21 protein-coding genes are annotated in these 25,990 nt (G+C 72.8%); 6 read left to right on the top strand and 15 right to left on the bottom strand.

What is annotated here, in order from left to right:
• Window positions 1–7: 7 nt before the first annotated feature.
• On the bottom strand, window positions 8–1,576 hold the full coding sequence (locus EV384_RS15935) for an MFS transporter (protein ID WP_130334233.1): 1,569 nt from the start codon (window positions 1,574–1,576) through the stop codon (window positions 8–10).
• Window positions 1,577–1,697: 121 nt separating this feature from the next.
• On the bottom strand, window positions 1,698–2,759 hold the full coding sequence (locus EV384_RS15930) for an FAD-dependent monooxygenase (RefSeq protein ID WP_130334231.1): 1,062 nt from the start codon (window positions 2,757–2,759) through the stop codon (window positions 1,698–1,700).
• 55 nt (window positions 2,760–2,814) lie between these two features.
• Here EV384_RS15930 and EV384_RS15925 point away from each other — a divergent pair, with 55 nt between their 5' ends.
• Window positions 2,815–3,372, top strand: a complete 558-nt coding sequence (locus EV384_RS15925) for a TetR/AcrR family transcriptional regulator (RefSeq protein WP_130334229.1) — start codon at window positions 2,815–2,817, stop codon at window positions 3,370–3,372.
• A gap of 127 nt (window positions 3,373–3,499) precedes the next feature.
• Here the strand turns inward: EV384_RS15925 and EV384_RS15920 are convergent, their stop codons facing one another.
• The 6 genes from EV384_RS15920 to EV384_RS15895 all read right to left on the bottom strand — a co-directional run bounded on the left by EV384_RS15920 (window position 3,500) and on the right by EV384_RS15895 (window position 9,681).
• On the bottom strand, window positions 3,500–4,516 hold the full coding sequence (locus EV384_RS15920) for a branched-chain amino acid ABC transporter permease (protein ID WP_130334227.1): 1,017 nt from the start codon (window positions 4,514–4,516) through the stop codon (window positions 3,500–3,502).
• The gene (locus EV384_RS15915; protein ID WP_130334225.1) at window positions 4,513–5,394 is read right to left on the bottom strand and encodes a branched-chain amino acid ABC transporter permease; all 882 of its coding nucleotides are present in this window, start codon (window positions 5,392–5,394) and stop codon (window positions 4,513–4,515) included. Before EV384_RS15915 ends, EV384_RS15920 begins: the two co-directional genes overlap by 4 nt.
• 7 nt (window positions 5,395–5,401) lie before the next feature.
• Window positions 5,402–6,658: an ABC transporter substrate-binding protein gene (locus EV384_RS15910; RefSeq protein ID WP_130334224.1), complete on the bottom strand. Its 1,257-nt coding sequence runs from the start codon at window positions 6,656–6,658 to the stop codon at window positions 5,402–5,404.
• 45 nt (window positions 6,659–6,703) lie between these two features.
• Window positions 6,704–7,396: an ABC transporter ATP-binding protein gene (locus EV384_RS15905; protein WP_130334222.1), complete on the bottom strand. Its 693-nt coding sequence runs from the start codon at window positions 7,394–7,396 to the stop codon at window positions 6,704–6,706.
• Complete coding sequence (locus tag EV384_RS15900) at window positions 7,383–8,144, bottom strand: ABC transporter ATP-binding protein (RefSeq protein WP_130334220.1); 762 nt, start codon at window positions 8,142–8,144, stop codon at window positions 7,383–7,385. Before EV384_RS15900 ends, EV384_RS15905 begins: the two co-directional genes overlap by 14 nt.
• Window positions 8,145–8,481: 337 nt before the next feature.
• A complete protein-coding gene (locus EV384_RS15895) occupies window positions 8,482–9,681 on the bottom strand; it encodes an FAD-dependent monooxygenase (protein WP_130334218.1) in 1,200 nt (399 codons plus the stop codon).
• 189 nt (window positions 9,682–9,870) lie between these two features.
• On the opposite strand from EV384_RS15895, the gene EV384_RS15890 reads away from it, so the two are divergent.
• Complete coding sequence (locus tag EV384_RS15890) at window positions 9,871–10,818, top strand: TetR/AcrR family transcriptional regulator C-terminal domain-containing protein (protein ID WP_130334216.1); 948 nt, start codon at window positions 9,871–9,873, stop codon at window positions 10,816–10,818.
• On the opposite strand, the gene EV384_RS15885 is transcribed toward EV384_RS15890, so the two are convergent.
• Genes EV384_RS15885 through EV384_RS15875 form a run of 3 tightly spaced genes read right to left on the bottom strand, consistent with a single transcriptional unit; the run spans window position 10,802 to window position 14,028 of the window.
• The gene (locus EV384_RS15885; RefSeq protein WP_207232336.1) at window positions 10,802–11,878 is read right to left on the bottom strand and encodes an alcohol dehydrogenase catalytic domain-containing protein; all 1,077 of its coding nucleotides are present in this window, start codon (window positions 11,876–11,878) and stop codon (window positions 10,802–10,804) included. The two genes, EV384_RS15890 and EV384_RS15885, sit on opposite strands and share 17 nt — an antisense overlap.
• Window positions 11,875–13,317, bottom strand: coding sequence for an aldehyde dehydrogenase family protein (locus EV384_RS15880; protein ID WP_130334214.1), 1,443 nt, complete (start codon window positions 13,315–13,317; stop codon window positions 11,875–11,877). The genes EV384_RS15885 and EV384_RS15880 overlap by 4 nt, the downstream gene beginning before the upstream one ends.
• Window positions 13,318–13,362: 45 nt before the next feature.
• Window positions 13,363–14,028, bottom strand: coding sequence for a TetR/AcrR family transcriptional regulator (locus tag EV384_RS15875; RefSeq protein ID WP_130334212.1), 666 nt, complete (start codon window positions 14,026–14,028; stop codon window positions 13,363–13,365).
• A gap of 169 nt (window positions 14,029–14,197) precedes the next feature.
• On the opposite strand from EV384_RS15875, the gene EV384_RS15870 reads away from it, so the two are divergent.
• Window positions 14,198–15,370: an acyl-CoA dehydrogenase family protein gene (locus EV384_RS15870; protein WP_130334210.1), complete on the top strand. Its 1,173-nt coding sequence runs from the start codon at window positions 14,198–14,200 to the stop codon at window positions 15,368–15,370.
• 39 nt (window positions 15,371–15,409) lie between these two features.
• Here the strand turns inward: EV384_RS15870 and EV384_RS15865 are convergent, their stop codons facing one another.
• On the bottom strand, window positions 15,410–16,447 hold the full coding sequence (locus EV384_RS15865; protein ID WP_130334208.1) for an aminotransferase class V-fold PLP-dependent enzyme: 1,038 nt from the start codon (window positions 16,445–16,447) through the stop codon (window positions 15,410–15,412).
• A gap of 272 nt (window positions 16,448–16,719) precedes the next feature.
• Between EV384_RS15865 and EV384_RS15860 the strand changes: the two genes are divergently transcribed.
• On the top strand, window positions 16,720–17,061 hold the full coding sequence (locus EV384_RS15860) for an NIPSNAP family protein (RefSeq protein ID WP_130334206.1): 342 nt from the start codon (window positions 16,720–16,722) through the stop codon (window positions 17,059–17,061).
• Window positions 17,062–17,175: 114 nt separating this feature from the next.
• Here EV384_RS15860 and EV384_RS15855 read toward each other — a convergent pair whose 3' ends face one another.
• Window positions 17,176–18,570: a cation:dicarboxylate symporter family transporter gene (locus tag EV384_RS15855; RefSeq protein ID WP_130334204.1), complete on the bottom strand. Its 1,395-nt coding sequence runs from the start codon at window positions 18,568–18,570 to the stop codon at window positions 17,176–17,178.
• Window positions 18,571–18,708: 138 nt separating this feature from the next.
• Between EV384_RS15855 and EV384_RS15850 the strand changes: the two genes are divergently transcribed.
• Window positions 18,709–20,295 carry an ATP-binding protein gene (locus EV384_RS15850; RefSeq protein ID WP_130334202.1) on the top strand — a complete coding sequence of 529 codons (1,587 nt, stop codon included), beginning with the start codon at window positions 18,709–18,711 and terminating at the stop codon, window positions 20,293–20,295.
• A complete protein-coding gene (locus EV384_RS15845; protein WP_130334200.1) occupies window positions 20,292–20,975 on the top strand; it encodes a response regulator in 684 nt (227 codons plus the stop codon). The genes EV384_RS15850 and EV384_RS15845 overlap by 4 nt, the downstream gene beginning before the upstream one ends.
• 58 nt (window positions 20,976–21,033) lie before the next feature.
• Here the strand turns inward: EV384_RS15845 and EV384_RS15840 are convergent, their stop codons facing one another.
• Both EV384_RS15840 and dnaE read right to left on the bottom strand, forming a co-directional pair.
• A complete protein-coding gene (locus EV384_RS15840) occupies window positions 21,034–22,212 on the bottom strand; it encodes a YncE family protein (protein WP_130334198.1) in 1,179 nt (392 codons plus the stop codon).
• Window positions 22,213–22,281: 69 nt separating this feature from the next.
• On the bottom strand, window positions 22,282–25,815 hold the full coding sequence (gene dnaE, locus EV384_RS15835) for a DNA polymerase III subunit alpha (RefSeq protein WP_130334196.1): 3,534 nt from the start codon (window positions 25,813–25,815) through the stop codon (window positions 22,282–22,284).
• Between the last annotated feature and the right edge of the window lie 175 nt (window positions 25,816–25,990).

The following is a 25,990-nucleotide window of genomic DNA, read 5'->3' as shown; positions in this document are numbered from 1 at the left end:
GCCCAACCTAGGCGGTCCCGGCCAACTCCGGCTCGACGGCCGGTCGAGCCTCGGTCGGGCCGGCCGCCGGGCGACCCGGCATCCAGCGCAGCGCGATCAGGATGCCGAGCGCGGCCACCACGGCGGAGAGCCCGGCCGCCCAGTGCATCGCCGCGACGAACGAGTCGTTGGCCGCCGCGATCAGCTTCGGCGCCGCCGGCCCGAGCTGGGCCGCCGCCGCGTACGCGCCGGAGATGGACTCGTCGGCCGCGTCCCGGGCCGGGCCGGGCAGGCCGGCGACCGCCGAGGCGATGTCCTCCCGGTAGACCGCGGAGAGCACCGAACCGAGCACCGCGACCCCGAGCGCGCCGGCGACCTGCCGGACGGTGTTGCTGACCGCCGAGCCGACGCCGGCCTTCTCCCGCGGCAGCGCCGACATGATCGATTCGGTGGCCGGCGGCATGATGTTCGCCATGCCGGTGCCCTGGAGGAAGGTCAGGACCAGGACCACCCAGATCGGCGTGACCTCGTCGACGAAGACGAACGCGCCGAGCGCCACCGCGGTCAGCACGAGACCGACCACCGCGACCGCCCGACCGCCGAAGCGGCGGACCATCGCCGCGCTGCGCGGCGCGAAGAAGAGCTGCGCGGCGGCGAAGGGCAGGAAGAGCAGACCGGTCTCCAGCGGGCTGTAGCCCCGCACCAGCTGCAGGTAGAACGCGTTGAAGAACATTACGCCCATGGCGGCGAAGAAGACCAGGCCGACCAGCGCCACCGGGGCGGCGAAGCGGGGCACCCGGAAGAGCCGGACGTCCAGCGACGGGTGTTCGCTGCGCAGCTCGTGGCGGATGAACCAGCCCAGCACGGCCAGGCCACCGAGGATCGAGACCCAGACCAGCGGCCGGTCGAAGCCGTGCTCGCCGCCGTCGATGATGCCGTAGGTGAGCGCGACCAGGCCGACCACCGAGAGCAGCACGCCGAGCAGGTCGACCCGGCCCGGGTTGGGGTCGCGCGACTCGGGCACCAGGACGGCGACCAGCACCACGCCGATCGCCACCACCGGCACGTTGATCAGGAAGACCGAGCCCCACCAGTAGTGCTCCAGCAGGGCGCCGCCGAGGATCGGGCCGATCGCCACGGCGAGGCCGACCGCGCCGGCCCAGATGCCGATCGCCCGGCCACGCTCGCGCGGGTCGAAGACGTTGGAGATGATCGAGAGGGTGACCGGCATGATGGCCGCGCCGCCGACCCCCATCAGGGCGCGGGCGCCGATCAGCTGCGCCGGGCTCTGCGCGTACGCCGACAGCAGCGAGGCGAGGCCGAAGATGATCAGGCCGGCCACGAGGAAGCGCTTGCGGCCGGCGCGGTCGCCGAGCACCCCGAAGGTGAAGAGCAGGCCGGCGAAGACCAGCGTGTAGGAGTTGATCGACCACTCCAGCTCGCCCTGGCTGGCCCCGAGGCCGTGCACCGGGTCGGCGAGGGTGCGCAGCGCGACGTTGAGGATGGTGTTGTCGAGGACGACGACGAGGAGGCTGATCACCAGCACCCCGAGGATCGCCCACCTCCTCGGATGTCCGGTGTTCTCGTGCGGTTGCATGTCCGGTTCTCCCCCCGGCTTTCCCCGCGTCGAAATACGAAACGGGGCAGACTCGTAACGATGCCGAGCCTAGGTGAAGAGGTTTCGATACGGAACCGGATCGTATCGTTTGTGTCCCAGCTCACCCGGGCGGGCCGGCGGCCAGCGCCAGCCGCAGCAGCGCGTCCCGCGCCGGCAGCAGGCGCCGGGCCTGCGACAACCGCCCCGCCCACCGGGCCGTCGCGGCGATCCGCCGGGTGGGGCCGCGGCGCCGGCGGTCGTAGGCCAGGAGCGCCGCCGGCACGTCGTCGGTGGCGCGCAGGCACTCGGCCAGCGCCACCGCGTCGATCAACGCCTGGCAGGCGCCCTGCCCCAGGTCGGGCGTCATCGCGTGGGCGGCGTCGCCGAGCAGCGCCACCCGCCCGGCCACGTACGAGGGCAGCGGCGTCAGGTCGCACACCTCGTGCCGGAGGACGCCCTCCGCGGTGAGCGCGGCCAGCAGCCGCGGGATCGGCTCGTGCCAGTCGCCGAAGAGCCGGCGCAGCTCGGCCCGATCGTCGGCGGGCGGCGGGTGCCCCTCGGGGAGGGCGACGGCCGCGTACCAGTTGGTCCGGCCCGGCCCCTCCGGGGTGACGCCGAACTTGCGCCCGCGTCCCCAGGTCTCGCCGCCGGTCGCCACCTCGACGTCGGCCACCCCGCGCCAGGCCACCGTGCCCGTGCGGCGAAGCGGGTACCGGTCGCCGTACAGCCCGGCCCGGACCACGCTGCCGATCCCGTCGGCGCCGACCACCAGGTCGTACGCCTCGGCGAGGGTGGCCGGGTCGTCGACCGGCGCGCCGAACCGGACCGTGCCCGTCGGCAGCGCCCCGGCGAGGACGCCGAGCAGCACCGGCCGGGTCACCAGGTGCACCGGCTCGCCGTGCCGGCGTTCCAGCCGGCCGACGTCGATGGTGGCGATCCGGGAGCCGTCCGGGCGGCGGATCACCCCGTCGTCCTGCCGGCGCCCTCGCCTGCGGACCTGCTCCCCCACCCCGAGCGCGTCGAGGGCCCGCAGCGCCGCCGGCCAGATGCCCAGCCCGGTGCCGGTCTCCGGCAGGCCGGCGGCCCGCTCCAGGACGGTCACCTCCCAGCCGGCCGCCCGCAGGCCGATCGCCGTCGCCAGCCCGCCGATTCCGCCACCAACCACCGCCGCGCGCGTCCCCATGACCGCACCGTACTACAGCTGTAGTCGCCGCGACTACACCTGTAGTGTGAACGGCGTGACGGATCGGCGACAGCAGCTCCTCGACGCGGCGATCCGGGTGCTCGGCACCCGGGGGCTACGCCAGCTCACCCACCGGGCGGTGGACGCCGAGGCCGGCCTGCCGGAGGGCTCGACGTCCAATCAGTTCCGCACCCGTGACGCGCTGGTCGCCGGTGTCTTCGGGCGCCTCGTGGAGGTGGAGACGGCGGCCTGGGGCCGGCTCGCCGGGCAGCTCCCGCCGGGCGACGTGGACGCGTTCGTCGCGGTGCTCGGCGGGCTGATCCGGGAGCTCACCACCGGGGGGCGGGCGATCGTGCTGGCCCGGCACGCGCTCTTCATCGAGGCGGCCGTCCACCCCGAGCTGCGCCGGGAGATCGGCGCCGGGCGGGAGCGGTTGGCCCGGTGGGGGATGCCGCTGGTCGCCGCGCTCGGGTCGCCCGACCCGCCGGCCCACTTCCGGATGCTGCTCAGCCTCGTCGACGGGCTGCTGGGCAACCAGCTGGCGTACCCGGAGGAGGACTTCGACCCGGAGACGGCGATCTCGGCCCTGCTCCGCGGCCTGCTGCCGCGCTGACCCCGCGACCACGCCAGGCGGCCTCGGCCGGCATGGGATCCGTCAGCACCAGACGTACCCCCGGGTAGACGTTCACTACCAGGGGGTTCGTCGGGACGGCGGCGTCCGGATGCGCCGTCGGGAGAAGTTATCCGCGCCGGGCTGCTCTCCAGCGCCTGGCCAGGGCGGCGACCGTGCCCCAGATCCCGCGCCGGAACAGCAGCACGACGAGGACGAAGATGCCGCCGGTGACCAGGCCGATGGCCTCGAATCCGGAGAACGACAGCCAGTCCTCCAGCCGGACCACGATCGCCGCGCCGAGCACCCCGCCCCAGAGGGTCCCGATGCCGCCGAGCACCACCACGATCACCGCTTTGCCGGAGGTGGTCCAGTGCAGCACGTCGAGGGAGACGAAGCGGTGGCTGACGGCGAAGAGCCCGCCGCCCAGCCCGGCGATGAAGCCGGAGAGGACGAACGCGGTCAGCTTGTACCGGTGCACCGGGTAGCCGAGCGCCCGGGCACGGGCCGGGTTGTCGCGGATGCCGACCAGCACCCGGCCGAACGGCGAGTGCACGATCCGCCAGGCGGCGGCCAGCCCGAGCAGCACGATCGGCAGGATCGCGTAGTAGAAGTAGTAGTCGTCGGTGAGGTCCAACCCGAAGAACTCCCGGGGCACGCCCTGCAGCCCGTTCTCGCCCCGGGTCACCGAGCGCCACTCGTTGGCCACGTAGTAGACCAGCTGCGCGAAGGCCAGGGTGACCATCGCGAAGTAGATCCCGGTGCGCTTGACCGCCAGGTAGCCGATCGGCACGGCGAGCAGCGCCGCGGCGAGCGCGCCGGCCAGCACGGCCGCCGGGAACGGCAGGCCGGCGTGGATCGCCACCAGGCCGGTCACGTACGCGGAGGTGCCCCAGAACGCGGCGTGCCCGAAGGACATCAGCCCGGTGAAGCCGAGCAGCAGGTCCACCGAGACGGCGAAGAGCGCCCAGCAGAGGATGTCCACCGCCACCGCCGGGTAGAGGCCGTTGGGCAGCCAGAACGCCACCAGCAGGCCGGCGGCGAGCAGCGCGTACCGGACCCAGCCCGGGGCGCGGGCGACGGCGACCAGGCCGGACGGTGGGACCGGCCGGGCCGCATCGGCGGGGGTGTCGACGGCGCTGGTCATGCCGGTGCCTCCTCACGGCCGAACAGGCCGGCCGGGCGCCAGAGCAGCACCACGGCCATCACCACGAAGACGACGGTCTGGGACACGATCGGGAACTCCGACAGGTACGCCTCGCCCCAGGCCTGGACCAGGCCGATGCCGAAGCCGGCGGCGACCGAGCCGAAGATCGAGCCGAGGCCGCCGATCACCACCACCGCGAAGACCACGATGATCAGGTCGGCGCCCATCAGCGGGTTCACCGCCCGCATCGGCGCGGCGAGCACGCCGGCCAACCCGGCCAGGCCGATGCCGAAGCCGAAGACCGGGGTGACCCACCGCCCCACGTCGATGCCGAAGGCCCGGGTCAGCTCGGGCCGCTCGGTGGCTGCCCGGACCACCATGCCGATCCGGGTCCGCCCCAGCACCCACCACACCGCGACGCAGAGCAGCAGGGTGAAGCCGAGGATGAAGACCCGGTACGTCGGGAACTCGAAGAGCCCGAAGTCCACCGAACCGCTCAGCGCGGACGGCGTGGCGTACGGGCTGGACTGGATGCCGTACCGGGACTTCACCAGGTCCTGCAGGATCAGCGTCACGCCGAAGGTGAGCAGGAAGTTGTAGAGCGGGTCGAGCCGGGTCAGCCGGTGGATCACCGCCCGCTCCAGCGCCATGCCGAGCACGGCGAGGGCCACCGGCATGATCACCAGGGCCGCCCAGAACGGCACGCCCGCCTCGGTGAGCAGGACGTACGCCCCGAACGCGCCGAGCATGTAGAAGGCGCCGTGGGCGAAGTTCACCACCCGGAGCATGCCGAAGATGACCGCGAGCCCGAGGGCGAGCAGGGCGTAGAACGCCCCGCTCACCAACCCGTTGAACGTGTTCTGCGCAAAGCCGGACATCAGCCCGTCACATCTTGCAGTCGGCCGAGGGGGCGCGGAACGCCTCGGCGGCCGGGATGGTCTTGAGGATCTTGACGTAGTCCCAGGGCTCGGTCACCTCGGCCTGCGGCTTCACCTGGGCCAGGTACGCGTCGTGGATGACCCGGTGGTCCTCGGCGCGGATCTTGCCGTTACGCAGGAAGACGTCGTTGACCTCCTTGCCCTCCAGGCCCTTGACCACGGTGTCGGCGTCGTCGGTGCCGGCGGCCTGCACCGCCTCCAGGTACTGCATGGCGGCCGAGTAGTTGGCCGCGTGGGCGAAGGACGGCCGGGTGCCGGTCTCCTTCTGGAACCGGTCGGCGAACTCCCGGTTCTGCTGGTCGAAGTTCCAGTACCAGGCGTCGGTGTAGGTGGTGCCGGCCAGGGCCGCCGGGGTCAGCGAGTGGATGTCGGTGATGAACATCAGGCCCACGGCCAGCCCGATGCCCTTGTCCCGGAGCTTGAACTCGTTGTACTGCTTCACCACGTTGACCAGCTCCGCGCCGGCCTGCATGGTGCCGAGCACCTGCGGCTTCGGGTTGAGGGTGGGCGCCTTGAGCAGGAACGACGAGTAGTCCCCGGTGGTGTTCGGGAACGGCGCCCCGTCCTTGCCGACCACCTGCCCGCCGGCCTGGGCGATCGCCGCGGAGAAGCTCTTCTCCATGTCCTGGCCGAACGCGTAGTTCGGGTAGAGGATGTACCAGTTCTTGCCGACCTGCTCGGTGGTGGTCTTCCCGGTGCCGTTGGCCAGCATGTACGTGTCGTACGCGTAGTGGAACGTGTACTTGTTGCAGCTCTTGCCGGTCAGTTCGGTGGTCGCCGCGCCGATGTTGAAGTAGAGCTTCTTCTTCTCCTTCGCCACGTCGGCGACCTTGAGGGCGGCCGAGGAGGTCGGCACGTCGAGGATGATGTCGGCGCCCTTACGGTCGTACATCTCGGCGGCCTTGCTGTTGGCCACGTCCGGCTTGTTCTGGTGGTCGGCCGTCTCCACGGTGATGTCCTTGGTGACCGCCTTGTCGCCGTACTTCGCCTTGAAGTCGGCGATGGCCAGCTCCACGGCCTTGACCGAGTTCTTGCCGGACAGCTCCGAGTAGGCCCCGGACTGGTCGTTGAGGACCCCCAGCACGATCTTGTCGCCGGTCAGCTTCTGGTCGCCGCCGGACTGCGGACCACCGCCGCCACAGCCGGCGACCAGCAGCACCGCCGCCGAGGCGGCGGCCACACCCACGCTCCTACGCATGTCCATCCCTTTCGTACCGCGCGGTCCGCGCGGGTCAGCCGTCGAAATAATTCAGATTCCGAGGTACGCGAGCAGCTCGCGCTCCCGCGAGCGCACCTCGGAGTTGTCCATCGCCTCCGCGATGCGCCCCTCGGCCAGCAGGTAGTGCCGGTCGGCGACGCCGGTGGCGAAGTGCAGGTTCTGCTCGACCAGCAGCACGGTCACCCCGTGCTGCTTGGCCTCCCGCAGCAGGTCGCCGACCTGCTGCACGAGCAGTGGGGAGAGCCCTTCGGTGGGCTCGTCGCAGAGCAGCAGCCGGGCGCCCATCCGCAGCACCCGGGCCAGGGCGAGCATCTGCTGCTCGCCGCCGGAGAGCATGGTGGCCGCCGAGTCGCGGCGGGCGTACAGGGCGGGGAACGCCTCGTAGACCCGTTCGAGGGGCCACGGGTCCGGGCCGACCCGGGGCGGCAGCGTCAGGTTCTCGGTGACGGTGAGGGTGGCGTACGCGCCGCGGTCGTCGGGGACCCAGCCGAGCCCGAGCCGCGCCCGCTTGTACGCCGGCAGCTTCGTCAGGTCCCGGCCGTCCAGGCTGACGGTGCCGCGCTGCCCTGGGTGCAGGCCCATCACGCAGCGCAGCAGGGTGGACTTGCCGGCGCCGTTGCGGCCGACCAGGGTGACCACCTCGCCGGCGGCGACCTCCAGGCTCACCTCCCGCAGCACCTGCGCCTCGCCGTAGAACGCGGAGAGGTTCTCAATGCGCAGCATCAGCGGCTCCCAGGTAGGCGGTGATGACCCGCTCGTCGGCGCGGACCTGCTCGTACGGCCCCTCGACCAGGACCTTGCCGGCCTGGAGCACGGTGACGGTGTCGGCGAGCCGCCCGACGACGCTCATGTTGTGCTCGACCATCACCACGGTCCGGCCCTTCCGGACCTTCGCGATCAGGTCGACGGTGCGGTCGACGTCCTCCAGCCCCATCCCGGCGGTGGGCTCGTCGAGCAGCAGCACCTTCGGGTCGAGGGCGAGGGCGATGGCCAGCTCGAGGGCCCGCTTGCGCCCGTACGCCAGCGCCTCGGCGGGGGCCTCGGCCAGTTCGGCGAGGCCGACCATGGCCAGCAGCTCGTCGGCGCGCTCCCGGTAGCGGTCCATCAGCTTCGCCGAGCGCCAGAACCGCCAGCCCAGCCCGCTCGACGACTGCAACGCCAGCTCGACGTGCTCGCGGGCGCCGAGCTGCGGGAAGAGGCTGGTGATCTGGAACGAGCGGGCCACGCCGAGCCGGGCGACCCGCTCCGGGGGCAGGCCGGTGACGTCCCGGCCGGCCAGCTCGATCCGCCCGGCGGTCGGCGGCAGGAACCCGGTGAGCAGGTTGAACAGCGTGGTCTTGCCGGCGCCGTTCGGACCCACCAGGGCGTGCACGGTCTCCGGTGCCACGTCGAGGTCGACGCCGTCGACCGCCCGGAAGCCCCGGAAGTCGCGGGTCAGCCCGCGGGCCGACAGGAGCGCTTGCCCGGCCATCGCCACATCCTCCGCAGGTGTCCGGCGACGACCGGGTCGGTGACCGCGGTCACAGGGCCGTCGCGTGGAGGAAACCTACGGTGCACCGGCCGAGTCGAGCCATGTCGGTCCCCCACACATTCCCGCCGGTCGACGCGGGGTCGGCGGACATGTCCGTCACCGCACGGCCGGTCGGGACGGATCGACGGTGGCGAGTGGGCGGGTCGGGCGAGCGCTCCCATGTGGCCCGGCCACCTGACTGCGCGGGGGGCGGTACGGTGCGTGAACGCCGGCCGTCGCTGCTCCTGACCGCCGCACGCGGGGTCGGCCGGACACCCCGGTCGACCCCACCCGGGCTTCACCCGGTCACCGCGTACTCCGGCAGGGGCAGGCCGTCGGCCTGGCTGAAGAAGAGCCGGGTGGTGAGCCGGCGCAGCGGGCGGGAGGTCATCGCCCGCATCGACGCGTCCCGCAGCCGGATCGCCGCGCGGCTGGCCGGCAGGAAGCCCGAGATCCCGCCGCCGGGCACCTCCTGGCCGCGCCGGACGTGCGTCCGCAGCACCTCCTCGTACCGGCGGTACGCGACCGTGTGGTCGCCCCCGGCGGCGGCCAGCTCGCCGGCGAGCACGTACGCGCCGACCAGGGAGAGGCTGGTGCCCTGCCCGGTCAGCGGGGACGGGCACCAGGCCGCGTCGCCGAGCAGCGCCACCCGGCCGGCGCTCCACCGGTCCGCCCGCACCTGCCCGTACAGGTCGAAGTAGAAGTCCGGGGCGTCGGCCATGACGGCCAGCAGTTCCCGGGTCCGCCAGCCGACGTCGGCGAAGCGCTCGGCGAGCAGGCGCCGCTGGCCGGCGACGTCCCGCCGGTCCAGCCCCAGCGGCGGGGAGACGAAGCTGAACAGCGCGCTGGTCCGGCCGTGCCGGGTCGGGCGGGTCCCCACCACCCGGCCACCGGGGGCGTTGTGCATCAGGAACCAGCCGTCGTCGTCCGGGTACGGCGTGCCGAAGTACGCCAGGTACGCCCCGAGCGGCCGGACGTACGCCGACTCCGGCCCGAACGCCAGCGCCCGGGTCCGGGAGTGCATCCCGTCGGCGCCCACCACCAGGTCGACGGTGCGCGGGGCGGCGCGTTCGAAGGTGACCCGCACCCCGTCGCCGGTCTCGGTCAACGTCTCGATCGAGTCGTCGAAGAGGTACTCCACCCCGTCGCGGGTCTCCTCGTACAGCAGCCGGGCCAGGTCGCCCCGCTCGATCTCGATCTCCGCGACGATGCCCTCACCGGCGAAGGCGTGCACCGGCATCCGCCAGGTCACCTCGCCGCGGGCTGACACGTAGGCCATCCCGTGCTCCGCGACGCACTCGGCGCGGACCCGCGCGGTCAGCCCCATCCGGTCGACCACCTCGCGGGCGGTCCCCCGGACGTCGACCGCCTGCCCGCCGGGGCGCGGGCCGGGGGCCCGCTCCACCACCGTCGGGCGGAAGCCGTACCGGCGCAGCCAGAAGGCGAGGGCGGGGCCGGCGATGCCGGCGCCGGAGATGAGCACGGTCCTGTCGTCCACCTGGGCGCTCCCAACGATCGTGCGTACACCGTCAGTCCGGCGGCGCCGGACCCGGTCGGAGGGGGTGCCTCCGCGCGGTGAACGGTAGGTTCCGCCGCGGCGCCCGCGCTCGCCGCGAACTAGTACGCTGCCCCGGCAGGCGGGTTCCGCCGCCGGTCGTACTAGTACACTCCGCCCGGAGGTGTCGCCATGCCCCGCGCAGCGCCCGGCTCGGAGCCGCCGTACCGGCGGATCGCCGCGGAGCTCCGCCGCCGGATCGACCTCGGGGAGCTGCGGCCCGGGGACCCGGTGCCCTCGGCCCGGCGGATCACCCGCGAGCACGGGGTCGCCATCGCCACCGCCACCAAGGTGCTCGCCCTGCTCCGCGCCGAGGGGCTGGTGCTGACCCGACCGGGGGCGGGCACCGTCGTCGCTCCCGGCCGCACCGGGACGCCCGGGACGCGGCGCGCCACCGACCGGCCGGAGCCGGAGCTGACCCGGGACCGGGTGATCCGTACCGCGATCGTGCTCGCCGACGCGGGCGGCCTGGCCGCGGTCTCCATGCGGCAGGTCGCCGCCGAGCTGGGGGTCGCCACCATGTCGCTCTACCGGCACGTGCGCGGCCGGGACGAGCTGGTCCTGGCGATGGCCGACGCCACGCTGGCGGACGCGCCGCTGCCCGCCGTCCGGCCGGCCGGGTGGCGGGCCCGCCTGGAGCTGCTCGCCCGCGCGCAGTGGGCGATCTACCGGCGGCATCCCTGGCTGCCGCACGTCATCTCGATCTCCCGGCCGCAGCCGATGCCGCGCGGCATGACGCACACCGAGTGGGCGCTGCGCGCGACCGCCGACCTGGGTCTCGACCGGCACCTGCGCTGGCATCTCGCCCTCACCCTGATGGCGTACGTCCGGGGCATGGGCACCAACCTGGAGGCGCGGGCCCGCTCGGAGCAGGACACCGGCCTCACCGACGACGAGTGGGTGGAGCGCCACGGGACCGAGTTCCAGCGGATGATGGCCGACGGTCGCTACCCCACCATGGCGGGGCTCTTCGCCGAGGGGGACGTGGACCTGGACCTGGACAGCGTCTTCGCGTTCGGTCTGCGGAGCCTGCTGGACGGCTACGCCACCCTGATCGAGGGGATCACCCGGGGAAGATGACCACCCAGCGGGCCCCCTCGCCGCGGGCCAGCCGGTCGAACGCGGCCGGCGCCTCGTCCAGTCCGACGGTGCCGCTGACCAGCGGGCGCAGGTCCAGCGTGCCGTCGCCGAGCGACCGGGCCAGCTCGGGCACCTCGCGGTCCGGGTCGGAGGAGCCGTACACCGAGGAGCGCAGCGTCCGCGCGGAGTGGAAGATGTCCAGCGCGGCGAGGCTGACCAGGTCGTCCTTCGCGCCCATGCCGACCACGGTGACCGCTCCCCCACGCCGGGTGATCCGCCAGGCCGCCCGGATGGTGGCGGACCTGCCGACGCACTCGAATGCGTGGTCGACGCCCCGGCCCTCGGTGCGGGTGCGCACCTCCTTTGACAGCTGGTCGTCGGAGCGGAGGAAGTCGGTGGCGCCGGCGGCCAGGGCCAGCTCGCGCTTGGCCTCGGCGACGTCGACCGCGAGGATCGGCGTCGCGCCGGCGGCCCGGGCGGCGGTGAGCACGGCGAGCCCGACCCCGCCGAGGCCGATCACCGCGACCGACTCGCCCGCGGCCACCCGGGCGGTGTTGCGGACCGCGCCGGTGCCGGTCAGCACCGCGCAGCCGAGCAGCGCGGCCTGCTCGGGCGGGAGCCCGGCGGGGACCGCGACGGCGGCGTGCTCCGGCACCACCACCTCCTCGGCGAGGGCGCCCAGCCCGAGGGTGACGTGCAGCGGGTCGCCGTCGGCGGTCTCGCCGCGGGCCACCGCCGGGGCGGTGTTGGCGGCGCAGAGCCACGGCTCGCCGTGGCGGCAGAACCAGCAGTCCCGACAGGCGGGCGCCCAGTTGAGCACCACCGGGGTGCCGACCGGCAACCGGACCCCGGGCCCGGCCTCGGCGACCACGCCGGCCGCCTCGTGCCCGAGCACCAGCGGGTACGCGGGCGCCAGCGTGCCGTCCACCATGGACAGGTCGGAGTGGCAGATGCCGGCGGCCCGGATCCGGACGCGCAGCTCGCCGGGGCCGGGCGCGGGGAGGCGTACCTCCTCGACGCGCAGCGGCGCGCCGGGGCCACGGGCCACCAGGGCCCTCATCGCTGGATCGCCTTGATCTCGCGGAACTCGTCGACGCCGTACGCGCCCAGCTCCCGGCCGAGGCCGGACTGCCGGTAGCCGCCGAAGGGGGCGAGCGGGTTGAACGCGCCACCGTTGACGTCGACCTGTCCGGTGCGCAGCCGCCGGGCGACCGCGAGCGCCGCCTCCTCGTCGGCGGACCAGACCGCGCCGGCCAGCCCGTAGCGGGAGTTGTTGGCGATGGCGACCGCCTCGTCGGTGTCGGCGAACGGGATCACGGCGAGGACCGGGCCGAAGACCTCCTCCTGGGCGAGCGCGCTGTCCGGGTGCACGTCGGCGAGGACGGTCGGCGCGACGAAGTGGCCGCGGGGCGGGAGCGGGGCGTCCGGGCCGCCGGCGACGAGCCGTGCCCCGTCGGCGAGGGCCCGGTCGACGTGCCCGCGGACCCGCTCGGCCTGGGCGGCGGAGACCAGCGGGCCCAACCGGGTCGCCGGGTCGAACGGATCCCCCAGCCGGTACCCCCCGACGGCCGCCGCGAGCAGGTCGAGCGCCTGGTCGTAGCGGTCGCGGTGGACCAGCATCCGGGTCCAGGCGGTGCAGGTCTGCCCGGAGTTGAGGAAGGCGTTGCCGACCCCGACCTTCACGGCGGTGGCCAGGTCCGCGTCGGCGAGGATCAGGTTGGCCGACTTGCCGCCGAGCTCCAGGGCGACCCGGGCGATCCGGTCGGCGGCGAGGTGGGCGATCCGGCGGCCGGTGGCGGTGGAGCCGGTGAACGAGACCAGGTCCACGTCCGGGTGCGCGGCGAGGGCCTCGCCCACCACCGGGCCGGTGCCCGGGACCAGGTTGACCACTCCGGGCGGCAGCCCGGCCTCGGTGACCGCGTCGAAGAGCAGGTACGCCGTCAGCGGGGTCAGCTCGCTGGGCTTGAGCACCACCGTGCAGCCGGCCGCCAGGGCCGGGGCGACCTTGGCGACGACCTGGTGCAGCGGGTAGTTCCACGGGGTGATCGCGCCGACCACGCCGACCGGTTCGCGGACCACCAGCGAGTTCCCGACGGTCTCCTCGGCGGGCGGACGGGCGGCGAGCTCGACCATGCTGCGGAGCACGGTCAGCGGCAGGCCGGTCTGCACCCGGGCGGCGAGCTTGAGCGGGGTGCCCAGCTCCCACGCGACGGTCCGGGCGATCTCGTCGGCGCGCGCGGCGAGCGCGGCGTGCAGCCGGTCCAGGTGGGCGGCCCGCTCGACGGGGGCGGTGGCCGCCCAGCCGGGGAAGGCGGCCCGGGCGGCGGCCACGGCCCGGTCGACGTCGGCCGGGGTGCCGGCGGGGACCTGTCCGACGGTGTCGCCGGTGGCCGGGTTCTCGACGGGGATGGTGTCGCGCCCGGTGGGCTCGACCCACTCGCCGGCGACGTGCAGGTGGTGACGGACCAGGAGGGCGGGCGGCGCGGCGGCGAGATCCATGTCGTCCTTCGCGGGGGCGGGAAACTAGCGCTGGGAGTCTGGACGCTACTCCGAACGGCCGGTCGGCTCCAGCGGAGCGAGCGGCCCGACGGTCCGCTCGTACTCGGCGGCCAGCCCGTGCAGCAGCGCGTCGAGGCCGAGGGCGAAGGCGCCCTCGTCGACGCTGCGCTGGCGCCCGGCGAGCCGGTGCGCCTGGGTCAGGTGCGGGTAGTGCGCGGCGTACAGCGCCGGGTCCTCGACGAAGCCCCGGGCGAAGGAGCCGAGCGCCGAACCGGCGACGAAGTAGCGCAGCGCCGCCCCGATGTGGGTGGCGCGGGCGGGCGGCCAGCCGGCCCGGACCAGGCCGCCGTAGACCGCGTCGGCCATGGCGAGCGCGGCCGGCCGCCGGCCGGGCCCCTGGGCCAGGTACGGCACGACGTTCGGGTGCGCGGCGAGCGCCTCCCGGTACGACCAGGCCCACCGGCGCAGCGCCTCCCGCCAGTCGAGCCGGGCGAAGAAGCCGGTGTCCACGGTGGCGGTGACGCTGTCCGCCACCGCGTCGAGGATGGCGTCCTTGGTCGCGAAGTGGTTGTAGAGCGACGGTCCCTGGACGCCGAGTGCGGCGGCCAACCGCCGGGTGGAGACGGCGCCGAGTCCGTCGGCGTCGATCAGCGCGAGCGCCGTGGCCACGATCCGGTCCCGGGTGAGCAGAGCCTGTCGGGGTCGGGGCACTGTCTCTCCCTCGTGGGCCTGGCCGGTTCGCCGGCGGTCGCCGTGACCCTAGCCGCGCCGCCCGGGGCGGCCCGTCCTCCGTCGGGTGGAACGTGGGGTCTGGACGGACTAAAACTTACACCGCTAGTTTGAGGGCGACCCATCGCCGCGCCAACGCAGGGGGACCACCGTGGACTTCTCACTCACCGACGAGGAACGGGCGGTGCGGGACACCGTCCGGTCGTTCATCACCCGCGAGGTGATGCCGCTGGAGCAGGAGGTGCTCCGCCGCGAGCGCACCCACCAGCCCGGCCTCGACCGCTCGGAGCTGCGGGAACTCCAGCTCAAGGCGAAGAAGTTCGGCTTCTGGGGGCTGGCCACCCCGGAGGAGTACGGCGGGATGGACCTGCCCGCGGTCATGCAGTCGCTGATCTGGACCGAGCTGGGCCGCACCTTCGTGCCGTTCCGCTTCGGCGGCGAGGCGGACAACATCCTGTTCCACGCCACCGAGGAGCAGAAGCGGGAGTTCCTCATCCCCACCATCGAGGGGGAGCGGATCTCCTGCTTCGCGATCACCGAGCCGGGCGCCGGCTCCGACGCGGCCAACATCCGGCTGTCGGCCCGCCGCGACGGCGACGACTGGATCCTCGACGGCGAGAAGACGTTCATCACCAACGGCAACGATGCCGACTTCGCGATCGTGGTGGCGGTGACCGACCGGGAGAAGGGCGCCCGCAACGGCGGCGCCACCGCGTTCCTGGTGGACCGGGCGATGGGCTGGCGGTCGGAGTTCATCCAGACCATGGGCGAGGGCGGGCCGGCGTCGCTGATCTTCGAGGGCGTCCGGGTGCCGCACCGCAACATCCTCGGCGAGGTCGGTCAGGGCTTCACGCTGGGCATGGAGTGGATCGGCAAGGGGCGCTACACCATCCCCTCGCACGCCATCGGCATCGCCGAGCGGGTCCTGCAGATGGCGATCGACCAGGCCAACACCCGGGAGACCTTCGGCGCGAAGATCGGCACCAACCAGGCCATCCAGTGGATGATCGCCGACTCGGAGACCGAGCTGGAGGCGGCCCGCTGGCTGGTGCTGCGCTCCGCCTGGACGGTGGACCAGGGCCTGGACCCGCGGCACGCCTCGTCGATGGGCAAGCTCTACGGCGCCGGCATGGTCAACCGGGTGGTGGACCGGGCGCTGCAGATCCACGGCGGCATGGGCTACACCCGGGAGCTGCCGATCGAGCGCTGGTACCGGCAGGTGCGGCTGTACCGGATCTTCGAGGGCACCGACGAGATGCAGCGGCTGATCATCTCCCGTGACCTGCTGCGCGGGTACACGAAGATCGGCGGCCACCTGGCCTGAGTGGGTGCTCCCGCCCGGTCCCGGGGCGGGAGCGCCCGCTCAACTCGTCAGCGCGTCGAGCGCCAGGTCGACGTCGTCCTCGGTGCAGTAGAGGTGGAACGCGGCGCGGACCCGGCCGGCGCGGACCGCCGCGCGCACCCCGGCCCGCGCCAGCTTCTCCTCCGCCCCGGGCACCTCGACGGTCACGATCGCGCTCTCGCCCGGCGGCTGGCCCAGCCCGGCGAGGAACCGGTTGGCCAGGGCGACATCGTGGTCGCGGACCGCGGGCAGCCCGATCTCGCCGAGCAGCTCAAGCGCGGGCGCGGCGCCCACGTAGGAGAACCACGCCGGGGAGATGTCGAAGCGCCGGGCGTCCTCGGCCAGTCGCAGCGGCGGACCGTAGTAGGAGGCGTGCGGGTCGGCGCCCGCGTACCAGCCGGCGGCGTCGGGACGCAGCCGGTCGCGCAGCGCCGGGGCGAGGTAGGCGAAGGCGGCGCCGCGCGGCGCCATCAGCCACTTGTACGCCGCGACCGCCACCACGTCGGCCCGGCCCGCGTCGAAGGGCAGCCAGCCGCAGGCCTGCGTGGCGTCCACCGCGACGAGGGCGCCGTGCGCGCGGGCCGCGGCGACGATCTCGTCGTACGGGGCGACCGCGCCGTCGGCCGACTGCACCAGGCTGAACGCGACCAGGTCGGTGTCGGCGTCGATCGCGTCGACCAGGCCGGCCAGCGGGACCGTGCGTACCGTGACGCCCCGCCGCTCCTGCACCAGCCAGGGAAAGAGGTTCGAGGTGAACTCGACCTCCGGGACCACCACCGTGGCCCCCGCCGGCAGCGCGGCCGCCACCGGGGCGAGCAGCTGCGACGCGGTGCTGCCGATCGCCACGTCCGCCGCCGCCACCCCGACCAGGGCGGCGAAGGCGACCCGGGACCGGTCGACCGACCCGCCCCACCCCTCCCAGGAGATCCGCCCCACCCGCCAGTCGGCCAGCGCCTCCTGCAGCGCCGTCCAGGCCGGCTCGGGCGGCAGCCCGTAGCTGGCGGTGTTGAGCCAGCCCGGCTCCGGCTGCCACAGCTTCTGCGCCTCTTCCAGCTCCATGGGGCCGACGTTAGCCAGGCCGGTCGCCGGCCGGAACGGCCAATTGACACCCCGCGGCCCGCGCCCGAGCGGTCCGACCGGTCCCGCGGGTGACCCTGGGCCGGAGTAGACAGCATCGACCCTGAAACCGGGTCCAGCACCCCGAACATCGCGGCCGAGCTGAAGCTGCCGGCCGACGCGGTGGAGGACCTCGACACCATCGGCGTTGAACGGTGGCGGCCCCGGGGGCACGGCGGTTAGCGTCAGCCTGTCATCCACTTCGGAGGCCGCCGATGATTCTCGAGATCCGCACCTACCGTCTCAAGCCCGGCACCATCGACGAGTTCGTCCGGGTGATGCGGGAGGAGGCGGCCCCGCTGCTCGGCCGCTTCGGCATCCGAGTGGCGGCCGCCGGGGCCTCGCTCGTCCGTGAGGACGGCCACGAGGAGGCGTACCTGATCCGGGCCTTCCCCTCCCTCGCGGTCCGCGACGAGCAGGAGGAGGCGTTCTACGGCAGTGACGCCTGGCGGGACGGCCCGCGCGACGCGATCCTGTCGCGGATCGAGAGCTACCACACCGTGGTGCTGGAGACCGCCGACCAGGCGGCTGAGGTGCTCGGGCCACGCCCCTCCTGATCCTCGAGCGCGGGCGGTCCGGCGTCACCCCGATGCGGGAGATGCCGCATCCGGAGGCGCACCGGAATACTCCGGCGCGCCCCCGGGCGGCACGGCCGTCCTCGACCGGCCCGGTCAGGCCGGCGCCCCCGCCAGCGTCGACTGCCGCGGGCCCGACTCGTCGTCGGCAGGCCGGGCCTCGGCCGGCTCCTCCTCGTCGAGCATGGTCGCCTCGTCGAACGGGCGCCGGCCGCCGAGCACCGCCAGCGCCTGCTCCCGGTCGAACTCGCCGGTCCAGGTGCCGACCAGCACGGTGGCGACCGCGTTGCCGGCAAAGTTGGTCAGCGCCCGGGCCTCGGACATGAACCGGTCGATGCCGACGATCAGCCCGACACCGTCGACCAGGTCCGGTCGGTGCGACTGCAGCCCACCGGCCAGGGTGGCCAGGCCGGCGCCGGTGACCCCGGCCGCGCCCTTCGAGGCGATGACCATGAACGCCAGCAGGCCGATCTGCTCGCCGATCGCCATCGGCTTGCCCAGCGCGTCGGCGATGAACAGCGACGCCATGGTCAGGTAGATCGCCGTGCCGTCCAGGTTGAACGAGTACCCGGTCGGCACCGTGATGCCGACGACCGACCTGCCGACCCCGACGTGCTCCATCTTGGCGATCAGCCGGGGCAGCGCCGACTCCGACGACGAGGTCGACAGGATCAGCAGGAACTCCCGGCCGAGGTAAGCGAAGAGCTTGAAGATCGAGATGCGGGCCACGAACCAGAGCAGCGCGCCGAGCACCACGAAGACGAAGACCACGCAGGTGGCGTAGAAGCCGAACATGACCTGCGCCAGACTCTTCAACGCGTCCACGCCGGTCGCGCCGACCAGCGCGGCGATCGCCCCGAACGCGCCGATCGGGGCGACCCACATGATCATCGCCAGCACTTTGAAGACGAGGCGTTGGAGCAGGCCCACCGCCCGCAACACGGGCTCGCCGCGCGTGCCGAGGGCCTGCACGGCGAAGCCGAACAGGAGCGCGACCAGCAGCGTCTGGAGCACCTCCCCCTCGGTCAGGGCAGAGAAGAGAGTGGTCGGAATGATCCCGAGCAGGAAGTCGACCGTCCCGGCGCTCTCGCCGCCGGCCGCGGCCTTGCCCGCACCGGCCACGTCGGGGCCCAGGTCCAGGCCGGCACCGGGGTGGATGAGGTTGCCGACCACCAGGCCGATGGCCAGCGCGACGGTGGACATGACCAGGAAGTAGCCGAGGGCGAGGCCGCCAACCTTGCCGACCTTGGCCGCCTGCCGGACGGATCCGACGCCGAGAACGATCGTGCAGAAGATGACCGGTCCGATCATCATCTTGATCAGGTTGACGAAGCCGGTGCCGAGGGGCTTCAGCTCCTTGCCGACCTCGGGGGCGGCGAGGCCGACCACGATGCCGGCGACGACGGCCAGGATGACCGCCAGGTAGAGGTACCGGGTCCGGTCCCGGCGGGCGGGCCGGGCGGCCAGGGGGGTTGGTGTGGTGGTGTCCATGCCCACAATGTGAAGCGCGTCTCAACACAGGGCAGCCTTGCGTTCATTCTGTTCACCCGCGTGACTCGCGGCCGAAATCGGGACCTGACCGGTGCGCCACACTTGCGGGCGGAAGCCGAGCGGTACGAGGAGGTGACCGTGGCCCGACGCCAATGGAGCATCGCGGGGCAGCTGTTCGCGCTCCAGGCCGTGGTGGTGACGCTGCTCGTCCTCGCGGGGGCGGGGGGCGCGGTCTGGCTCGCCCGCGCCGACTCCCGGCAGGCGGCGGAGGAGGAGGTGCTCGCCGTGGCGCAGACCGTGGCCCGCTCCCCCGACGTTCGCGCCGCCCTGACCTCCGCCGACCCGGCGGCCGCCCTCCAGCCGTACGCGGAGTCGACCCGGGTGGCGACCGGCACGAATTTCGTGGTCGTGATGGCCCCGGACCGACGGCGGTACTCCCACCCCAACCCCACGCTGATCGGGCGGCCGTTCATCGGGGACATCGGCCCCGCCCTGGCCGGCGAGCCGTTCACCACCACCAACGTCGGCACGCTCGGCGAATCGGTGCGCGCGGTGGTCCCGGTGTACGACGACGACCGTCGGATCATCGGCCTGGTCTCGGTCGGGATCACCACGCAGGCGATCAACCGCAAGCTGCTCGCCCAGCTGCCGGTGCTGCTCGGCGCCGCCGCGCCCGCGCTCGCCCTCGCCGCCACCGGCTCCTGGCTGCTCAGCCGCCGGCTCCGCCGGCAGACGCACGGCCTCGGCCCGGCCCAGATGACCAGGATGTACGAGTACTACGACGCGGTCCTGCACTCGGTGCGGGAGGGGCTGGTGGTGCTGACCACCGACCGCCGGGTGGCACTGGTCAACGACGAGGGCCGCCGGCTGCTCGGGCTCGACGAGGACGCCGCGGTGACCGACCGGCCGGTGGACGGAATCGACCTGCCACCCGCGGTGGCGGAGCTGTTGACCGCCGGGCGGGACGCGCACGACGAGCCCGTGCTGGCGGGCGACCGGGTGCTCGTGGCCAACCAGCGGACCACCCGCTTCGAGGGGACCGCGCTCGGCACCGTACTGACCCTGCGCGACCAGACCGAGCTGCGTAACCTGGCCAGCGAGCTGGACTCGGTACGCGCGCTGACCGAGGCGCTGCAGGCCCAGACCCACGAGTCGGCGAACCGGCTGCATACCGTGCTGACCCTGGTGGAGCTGGGCCGCACCGACGAGGCGGTCCGGCTCGCCACCCGGGACCTGGCGCTGGCCCAACAGCTGACCGACCGGGTGGTCGGCGCGGTGACCGAACCGGCGCTGGCCGCCCTGCTGCTCGGCAAGTCGGCGCGGGCCGGGGAGCGCGGCGTGGACCTGGTGATCGAGCCCGACTGCCGGCTCGACGACAGCCCGCTGCCCACCGCCGACCTGCTCACTGTCGTCGGCAACCTGGTCGACAACGCCCTGGAGGCGGTGGCCGGCACCGAACCGCCGCGCCGGGTACGGGTCTTCGTCGGCACCGTCGACGACGAGATCGTCGTCCGGGTCGGCGACAACGGCCCAGGGCTGGAGCCCGAGCGGGTGACCGACGCGTTCCGGCGCGGCTGGTCGACCAAGAGCGCCGGACGAGGCCTGGGCCTGGCGCTGGTCGGGCAGGTGATCCGCCGGCACGGTGGCCGGTCCGACGTCGGCCGGTCCGAAGACGGCGGCACCCTGTTCACCGTCCGGCTGCCGATCCCGGACGGTCGGTCATGACCGACATCCGGGTGCTGGTGGTGGAGGACGAGCCGCTGCTGGCGGAGGCGCACAAGGCCTACACCGAACGGGTACCCGGCTTCGTGGTAGTCGGGGTGGCGCACACCGCGCAGGCGGCGATGGCGGCGCTGCGGCACCGGGCGGGCGCGGACGTCGACCTGGTGCTGCTCGACTTCCGGCTGCCCGACCTGCACGGCCTGGAGGTCTGCCGGGCCCTGCGGGCGGCGGGCAGCAGCGTCGACGTGCTCGCGGTGACGTCGGCACGGGATCTGGCGGTGGTCCGCACCGCCGTCTCCCTCGGGGTGACCCACTACCTGCTCAAGCCGTTCACCTTCGCCGCCTTCCGCGACAAGCTGGAGCGGTACGCCGACTACCGGCGCCAGGCGCTCGCCGAGGGTGAGGTCGCCGCCCAGCACGAGGTGGACCGGATGTTCGCCACCCTGCGCGGCGCCGCGCGGCACACCCTGCCCAAGGGACTGGACGAGCAGACCCTGCACCGGGTGCTGGCCGTCCTCTCCCCGGGGGCGGGCCGGTCCGCGACCGAGGTGAGCCAGCAGACCGGCATCTCGCGGGTGACCGCCCGCCGCTATCTGGAATACCTGGTGACCGCCGAACGCGCGGTACGCACCCCCCGCTACGGCACGCCCGGCCGCCCTGAGGTCGAGTACCAGCCGTTGTGACGGCGCGCTGTCGCGGGACGCGGCCGCCACGGAGGGACCGGTCGGGACGGGCCCTGTCCTACCGGATGTTTCCGGTGTGCCCGAGAGAATAGCGACCGGGCTGCGGCCAGACGGCCAGGCCGTGGGGGCCTCGGCCGACGGGGATGCGGGCGAGCAGCTTGCCGGTCTCCGTGCTCAACACGTACACCTCGTCGTGGTAGCGCCCGGAGAGCCAGAGCTGCTTGCCGTCGGCTGAGAGGCCGCCCATGTCCGGGCTGCCGCCGGGGATCCGCCAGGTGGTGGTGGGCTTCAGGCGGGCCAGGTCGAGTACGGTCACACTGCCCTCGTCGCGGTTGGTGACGTAGGCCAGTCTGGCGTCGCGGCTGAAGTAGATGCCGTGTGCGCCCCGCCCGGTGCGGATGAATCCGGTCTGCCGGGTGGCCTGGCCGTCGAAGACGTACACCCCGTTGGCGTGCATGTCCGCGACCAGGAAATGCTGCCCGTCCGGAGTGAGCCGGGTGTCCTGAGGCATGCCGTCGGCCGCCTCGGTGAGCCGGAAGTCGCGGAGCTTGCGGAGGCTGGTGGTGTCCAGTACCAGCATCCGGTTGGCGAACTCGCAACTGAACAACATGGTTCGGCCGTCGGCGGAGTAGTCCATGTGGTTGATGCCACCGCACTCGGGGAACCGGACGGATCTCACCCGCCGCCACGTGGCCGCGTCGTAGAAGTCCAGGCGCTGGTACGCCTCGGCGACCACGATCGCCTGCTTGCCGTCCGGGGTGAAGTAGAGGTTGTACACGTCCTCGAGCTTCATGAACCTGCCCGGCTTGCCGGTCCGGGCGTCGATCGGGACCAGCCCGCCCCGGGGGACCTCGCTGGAGGCCACGTAGAGCGTGCGCAGGTCGTAGGAGGGGACCACGTGTTGCGGCTCCGGCCCGCCGGCGAACCGCCCCACCACCTGGTAGGTCGCGGGGTCGATCAGCCAGACGTCGTTGCTCTTGGTGTTCGGCACGTAGACCATCGGCCGGTCGCCGCGTACCTGCCCGGTGAGCCGGCCGGGGGCGGCCGCCGCGTAGACGTTCCCGGCGGTCGGGTACGTCGGCATGCCCGCCACCAGTGGCCCGAAGGCCGCAGCTGACGGGGCGACGGTCGACCGGCCGGTCAGGGCCTCCCTGGTGGGCTCCCGGCTGGTGCAGGCCACGAACCCGCCCAGCAGGAACAGGATCGGGACGGCGGCCAGCAGTCGTCTGCGGGGCATCCGCCCAAGATAACGGACAAATAAGACAGAAGCGGTGAATAAACGTCAACTCACCCGTCGGGGCCGGGTTCAGCTGACGTTGGTGGGGCCGAGAACGCTCTTCAGGTCACCCATCAGCGCGGTGGTGGCCGCCACCCGGAACGGTCCGAGCCGCAGCGTCGTCACCTTGCCGCCGTTGAGCAGCTTGACGTGCACCTCGGTGTCGCCCGGGTGCAGCACCAGGGTCTCCTTGAGCCGCTCCACCAGCGGCGGCGTGCACCGGTGCACCGGGATGGTGAGGGTGACCGGCTTGTTCGCCGGGTTGCTGCTGACGTCCGGCATGGACATGTCCATCGCCATGATCCGCGGCGTCTCGTCGCGGCGGTCCACCCGCCCCTTGACCACCACGATCGCGTCCTCGGCGATGTACTGCCCGATCACCTCATAGGTGTTGGGGAAGAAGAGCGCCTCCACCCCGCCGGCCAGGTCCTCCAGGGTGGCCGAGGCCCAGGCCCGGCCCTGCTTGGTGACCCGGCGCTGCACGCCGGAGAGGATGCCGGCAAGGGTGACCACCGCCCCGTCGGGCACCCCGCCCTCCTCGGCGAGCGCGGCGATCGTGGTGTCCGCCGCCGCGCCGAGGACGTGCTCCAGGCCGAAGAGCGGGTGGTCGGAGACGTACAGGCCGAGCATCTCCCGCTCGAAGGCCAGCTTGTCCCGCTTGTCCCACTCGCCCTCGCCGATGGTCGGCATGACCGTGGTGCTGCCGCCGGTGTCCGCCTCGCCGAAGCCGGCGCCGAAGAGGTCGTACTGGCCGACCGCCTCCTTGCGCTTGACGTCGGCGTACGCGTCGATGGCGTCGGCGTGCACGGCGAGCAGGCCCTTGCGCGGGTGGCCGAGCGAGTCGAAGGCGCCGGCCTTGATCAGCGATTCGATGGTCTTCTTGTTGCAGACGACCGCGTCCACCTTGGACAGGAAGTCGTAGAAGTCGGCGTACTCGCCCTTCTCCTCGCGGCACCGCATGATCGAGGCGACCACGTTCGCGCCGACGTTGCGCACCGCGGCCAGGCCGAAGCGGATGTCCTTGCCGACCGGGGTGAACGGCCCGGCGGAGGTGTTCACGTCCGGCGGCAGCACCTGGATGCGCATCCGGCGGCACTCGGAGAGATAGAGCGCCATCTTGTCCTTGTCGTCACCGACGGAGGTGAGCAGCCCGGCCATGTACTCGGCCGGGTAGTGGGCCTTGAGGTACGCGGTCCAGTACGAGACCAGCCCGTAGGCGGCGGAGTGCGCCTTGTTGAAGGCGTAGCCGGCGAACGGGACCAGGACGTCCCACACCGCCTGGATCGCCTCGTCGGAGTAGCCGCGCTCCCGGCAGCCGTCCCGGAACGGGATGAACTCCTTGTCGAGGATCTCCTTCTTCTTCTTGCCCATCGCCCGGCGCAGCAGGTCGGCCTGGCCGAGGGTGTAACCGGCGAGGATCTGCGCGGCGCGCTGCACCTGCTCCTGATAGACGATCAGGCCGTAGGTGGGGGCGAGGATCTCCCGCAGCGGCTCCTCGAGCTCCGGGTGGATCGGGGTGATCTCCTGCTGGCCGTTCTTGCGCAGCGCGTAGTTGGTGTGCGAGTCGACGCCCATCGGGCCGGGCCGGTAGAGCGCCAGGACGGCGGAGATGTCCTCGAAGTTGTCCGGCTTCATCAGCCGCAGCAGCGAGCGCATCGGCCCGCCGTCGAGCTGGAACACGCCGAGGGTGTCGCCCCGGGCCAGCAGCTCGTAGGCGGCCTTGTCGTCCAGCGGCAGGGACAGCAGGTCCAGCTGCTTGCCGTGGTTGAGCTCGATGTTCTTGACCGCGTCGTCGATGATGGTCAGGTTCCGCAGGCCGAGGAAGTCCATCTTCAACAGCCCGAGCGACTCGCACGTCGGGTAGTCGAACTGGGTGATGATCGCCCCGTCGGCGTCCCGGCGCATCAGCGGGATGTGCTCGATGATCGGCTCGGCGGACATGATGACGCCGGCGGCGTGCACACCCGTCTGCCGGATCAGCCCCTCGATGCCCTTGGCGGTGTCGATCACCTTGCGCACGTCCGGGTCCGACTCGTAGAGGCCACGGATCTCGCCGGCCTCGGCGTACCGGGGGTGCTTCGGGTCGAAGATGCCGGTGAGCGGGATGTCCTTGCCCATCACCGCCGGGGGCATCGCCTTGGTGATCCGGTCGCCCACCGCGTACGGGAAACCGAGCACCCGGGCCGAGTCCTTGATCGCGGCCTTCGCCTTGATCGTGCCGAAGGTCGCGATCTGGGCGACCTTGTCCTCGCCCCACTTGTCGGTGACGTACCTGATCACCTCGCCGCGCCGACGCTCGTCGAAGTCGATGTCGACATCCGGCATCGAGACGCGCTCGGGGTTGAGGAACCGCTCGAAGATCAGGCCGTGCGGGATCGGGTCCAGGTCGGTGATGCCCAGGGCGTACGCGACGAGCGAGCCGGCGGCCGAGCCACGGCCCGGACCGACGGCGATGCCCTGGCTCTTCGCCCACTGGATGAAGTCGGCGACCACGAGGAAGTACGACGGGAAGCCCATCTGGTTGATGACGCCCAGCTCGTACTCGGCCTGGACCAGGTGCCCCTCGGGGATGCCGCCCGGGTAGCGGCGGGCCAGCCCGGCGAAGGTCTCCTTGCGGAACCAGGACTCCTCGGTCTCCCCCTCCGGGACCGGGAAGCGCGGCATCAGGTTGTGGAACTCGAACATCCCGGTCGGGTCGACCTTCTCCGCGACCAGCAGGGTGTTGCGGCAGCCCTGCTGCCACAGCTCCGAGGAGTCGACCGCGCGCATCTGCTCGGCCGACTTGATGAAGTAGCCGCCGCCCTCGAAGCGGAACCGGTTCGGGTCGTCGATGTTGCTGCCGGTCTGCACGCAGAGCAGGACGTCGTGCGCGGTGGACTGGGCCTCGTGGGTGTAGTGCGAGTCGTTGGTGACCACCGGCGGGATGTCGAGCTTGCGGGCGATCTCGGTGAGCCCGTCGCGGACCCGGCGCTCGATGTCGAGGCCGTGGTCCATGATCTCCAGGAAGTAGTTCTCCCTGCCGAAGATGTCCTGGTAGCTGGCGGCGACCTTGAGGGCCTCGTCGAACTGGCCCAGCCGCAGCCGGGTCTGCACCGCGCCCGAGGGGCAGCCGGTGGTGGCCATGATGCCCTCGGCGTGCTCGGCGATCAGCTCCATGTCCATCCGGGGCCACTTGACGTAGTGGCCCTCCATGGAGGCGCGCGAGTTCAGCGTGAACAGGTTCTTCAGGCCGGTGGCGTTCCGCGCCCACATGGTCTTGTGGGTGATCGCGCCGTTACCGGAAACGTCGTCGCTCTTCTGCTCCGGCCGGCCCCACTTGACCCGCGCCTTGTGGAAGCGCGACTCCGGCGCCACGTACGCCTCGACGCCCAGGATCGGGGTGATCCCGGCGGCCATGGCCTGCTTGTAGAAGTCGTTCGCGCCGTGCATGTTGCCGTGGTCGGTGATGGCCACCGCCGGCATGCCGAGCCGGTTCGCCTCGGCGAAGAGGTCCTTGAGCCGGGCCGCCCCGTCGAGCATCGAGTACTCAGTGTGCACGTGCAGATGCGCGAACGAATCGCCCATGCGTGGCGCCCCCCGGGTCGGCTTCGTGGGTGGTGAGAAGTCGGTCGGCCCACCCTATCCCCGCCCTCGAAGGCACCTCCAGCAGCCGCGCGGACAGATCACCGTCGGGTGGCGTGGATCTCCCGCGCCGACCCTGGGCGGGGCGGCGAGTCGGCTGCCGGACTCGGCCGGGCCG

Source organism: Micromonospora kangleipakensis (genome assembly GCF_004217615.1).
In the GTDB taxonomy this organism is placed as follows: Bacteria; Actinomycetota; Actinomycetes; order Mycobacteriales; family Micromonosporaceae; genus Micromonospora; species Micromonospora kangleipakensis.
This window is presented reverse-complemented; position numbering and strand designations above follow the sequence as displayed.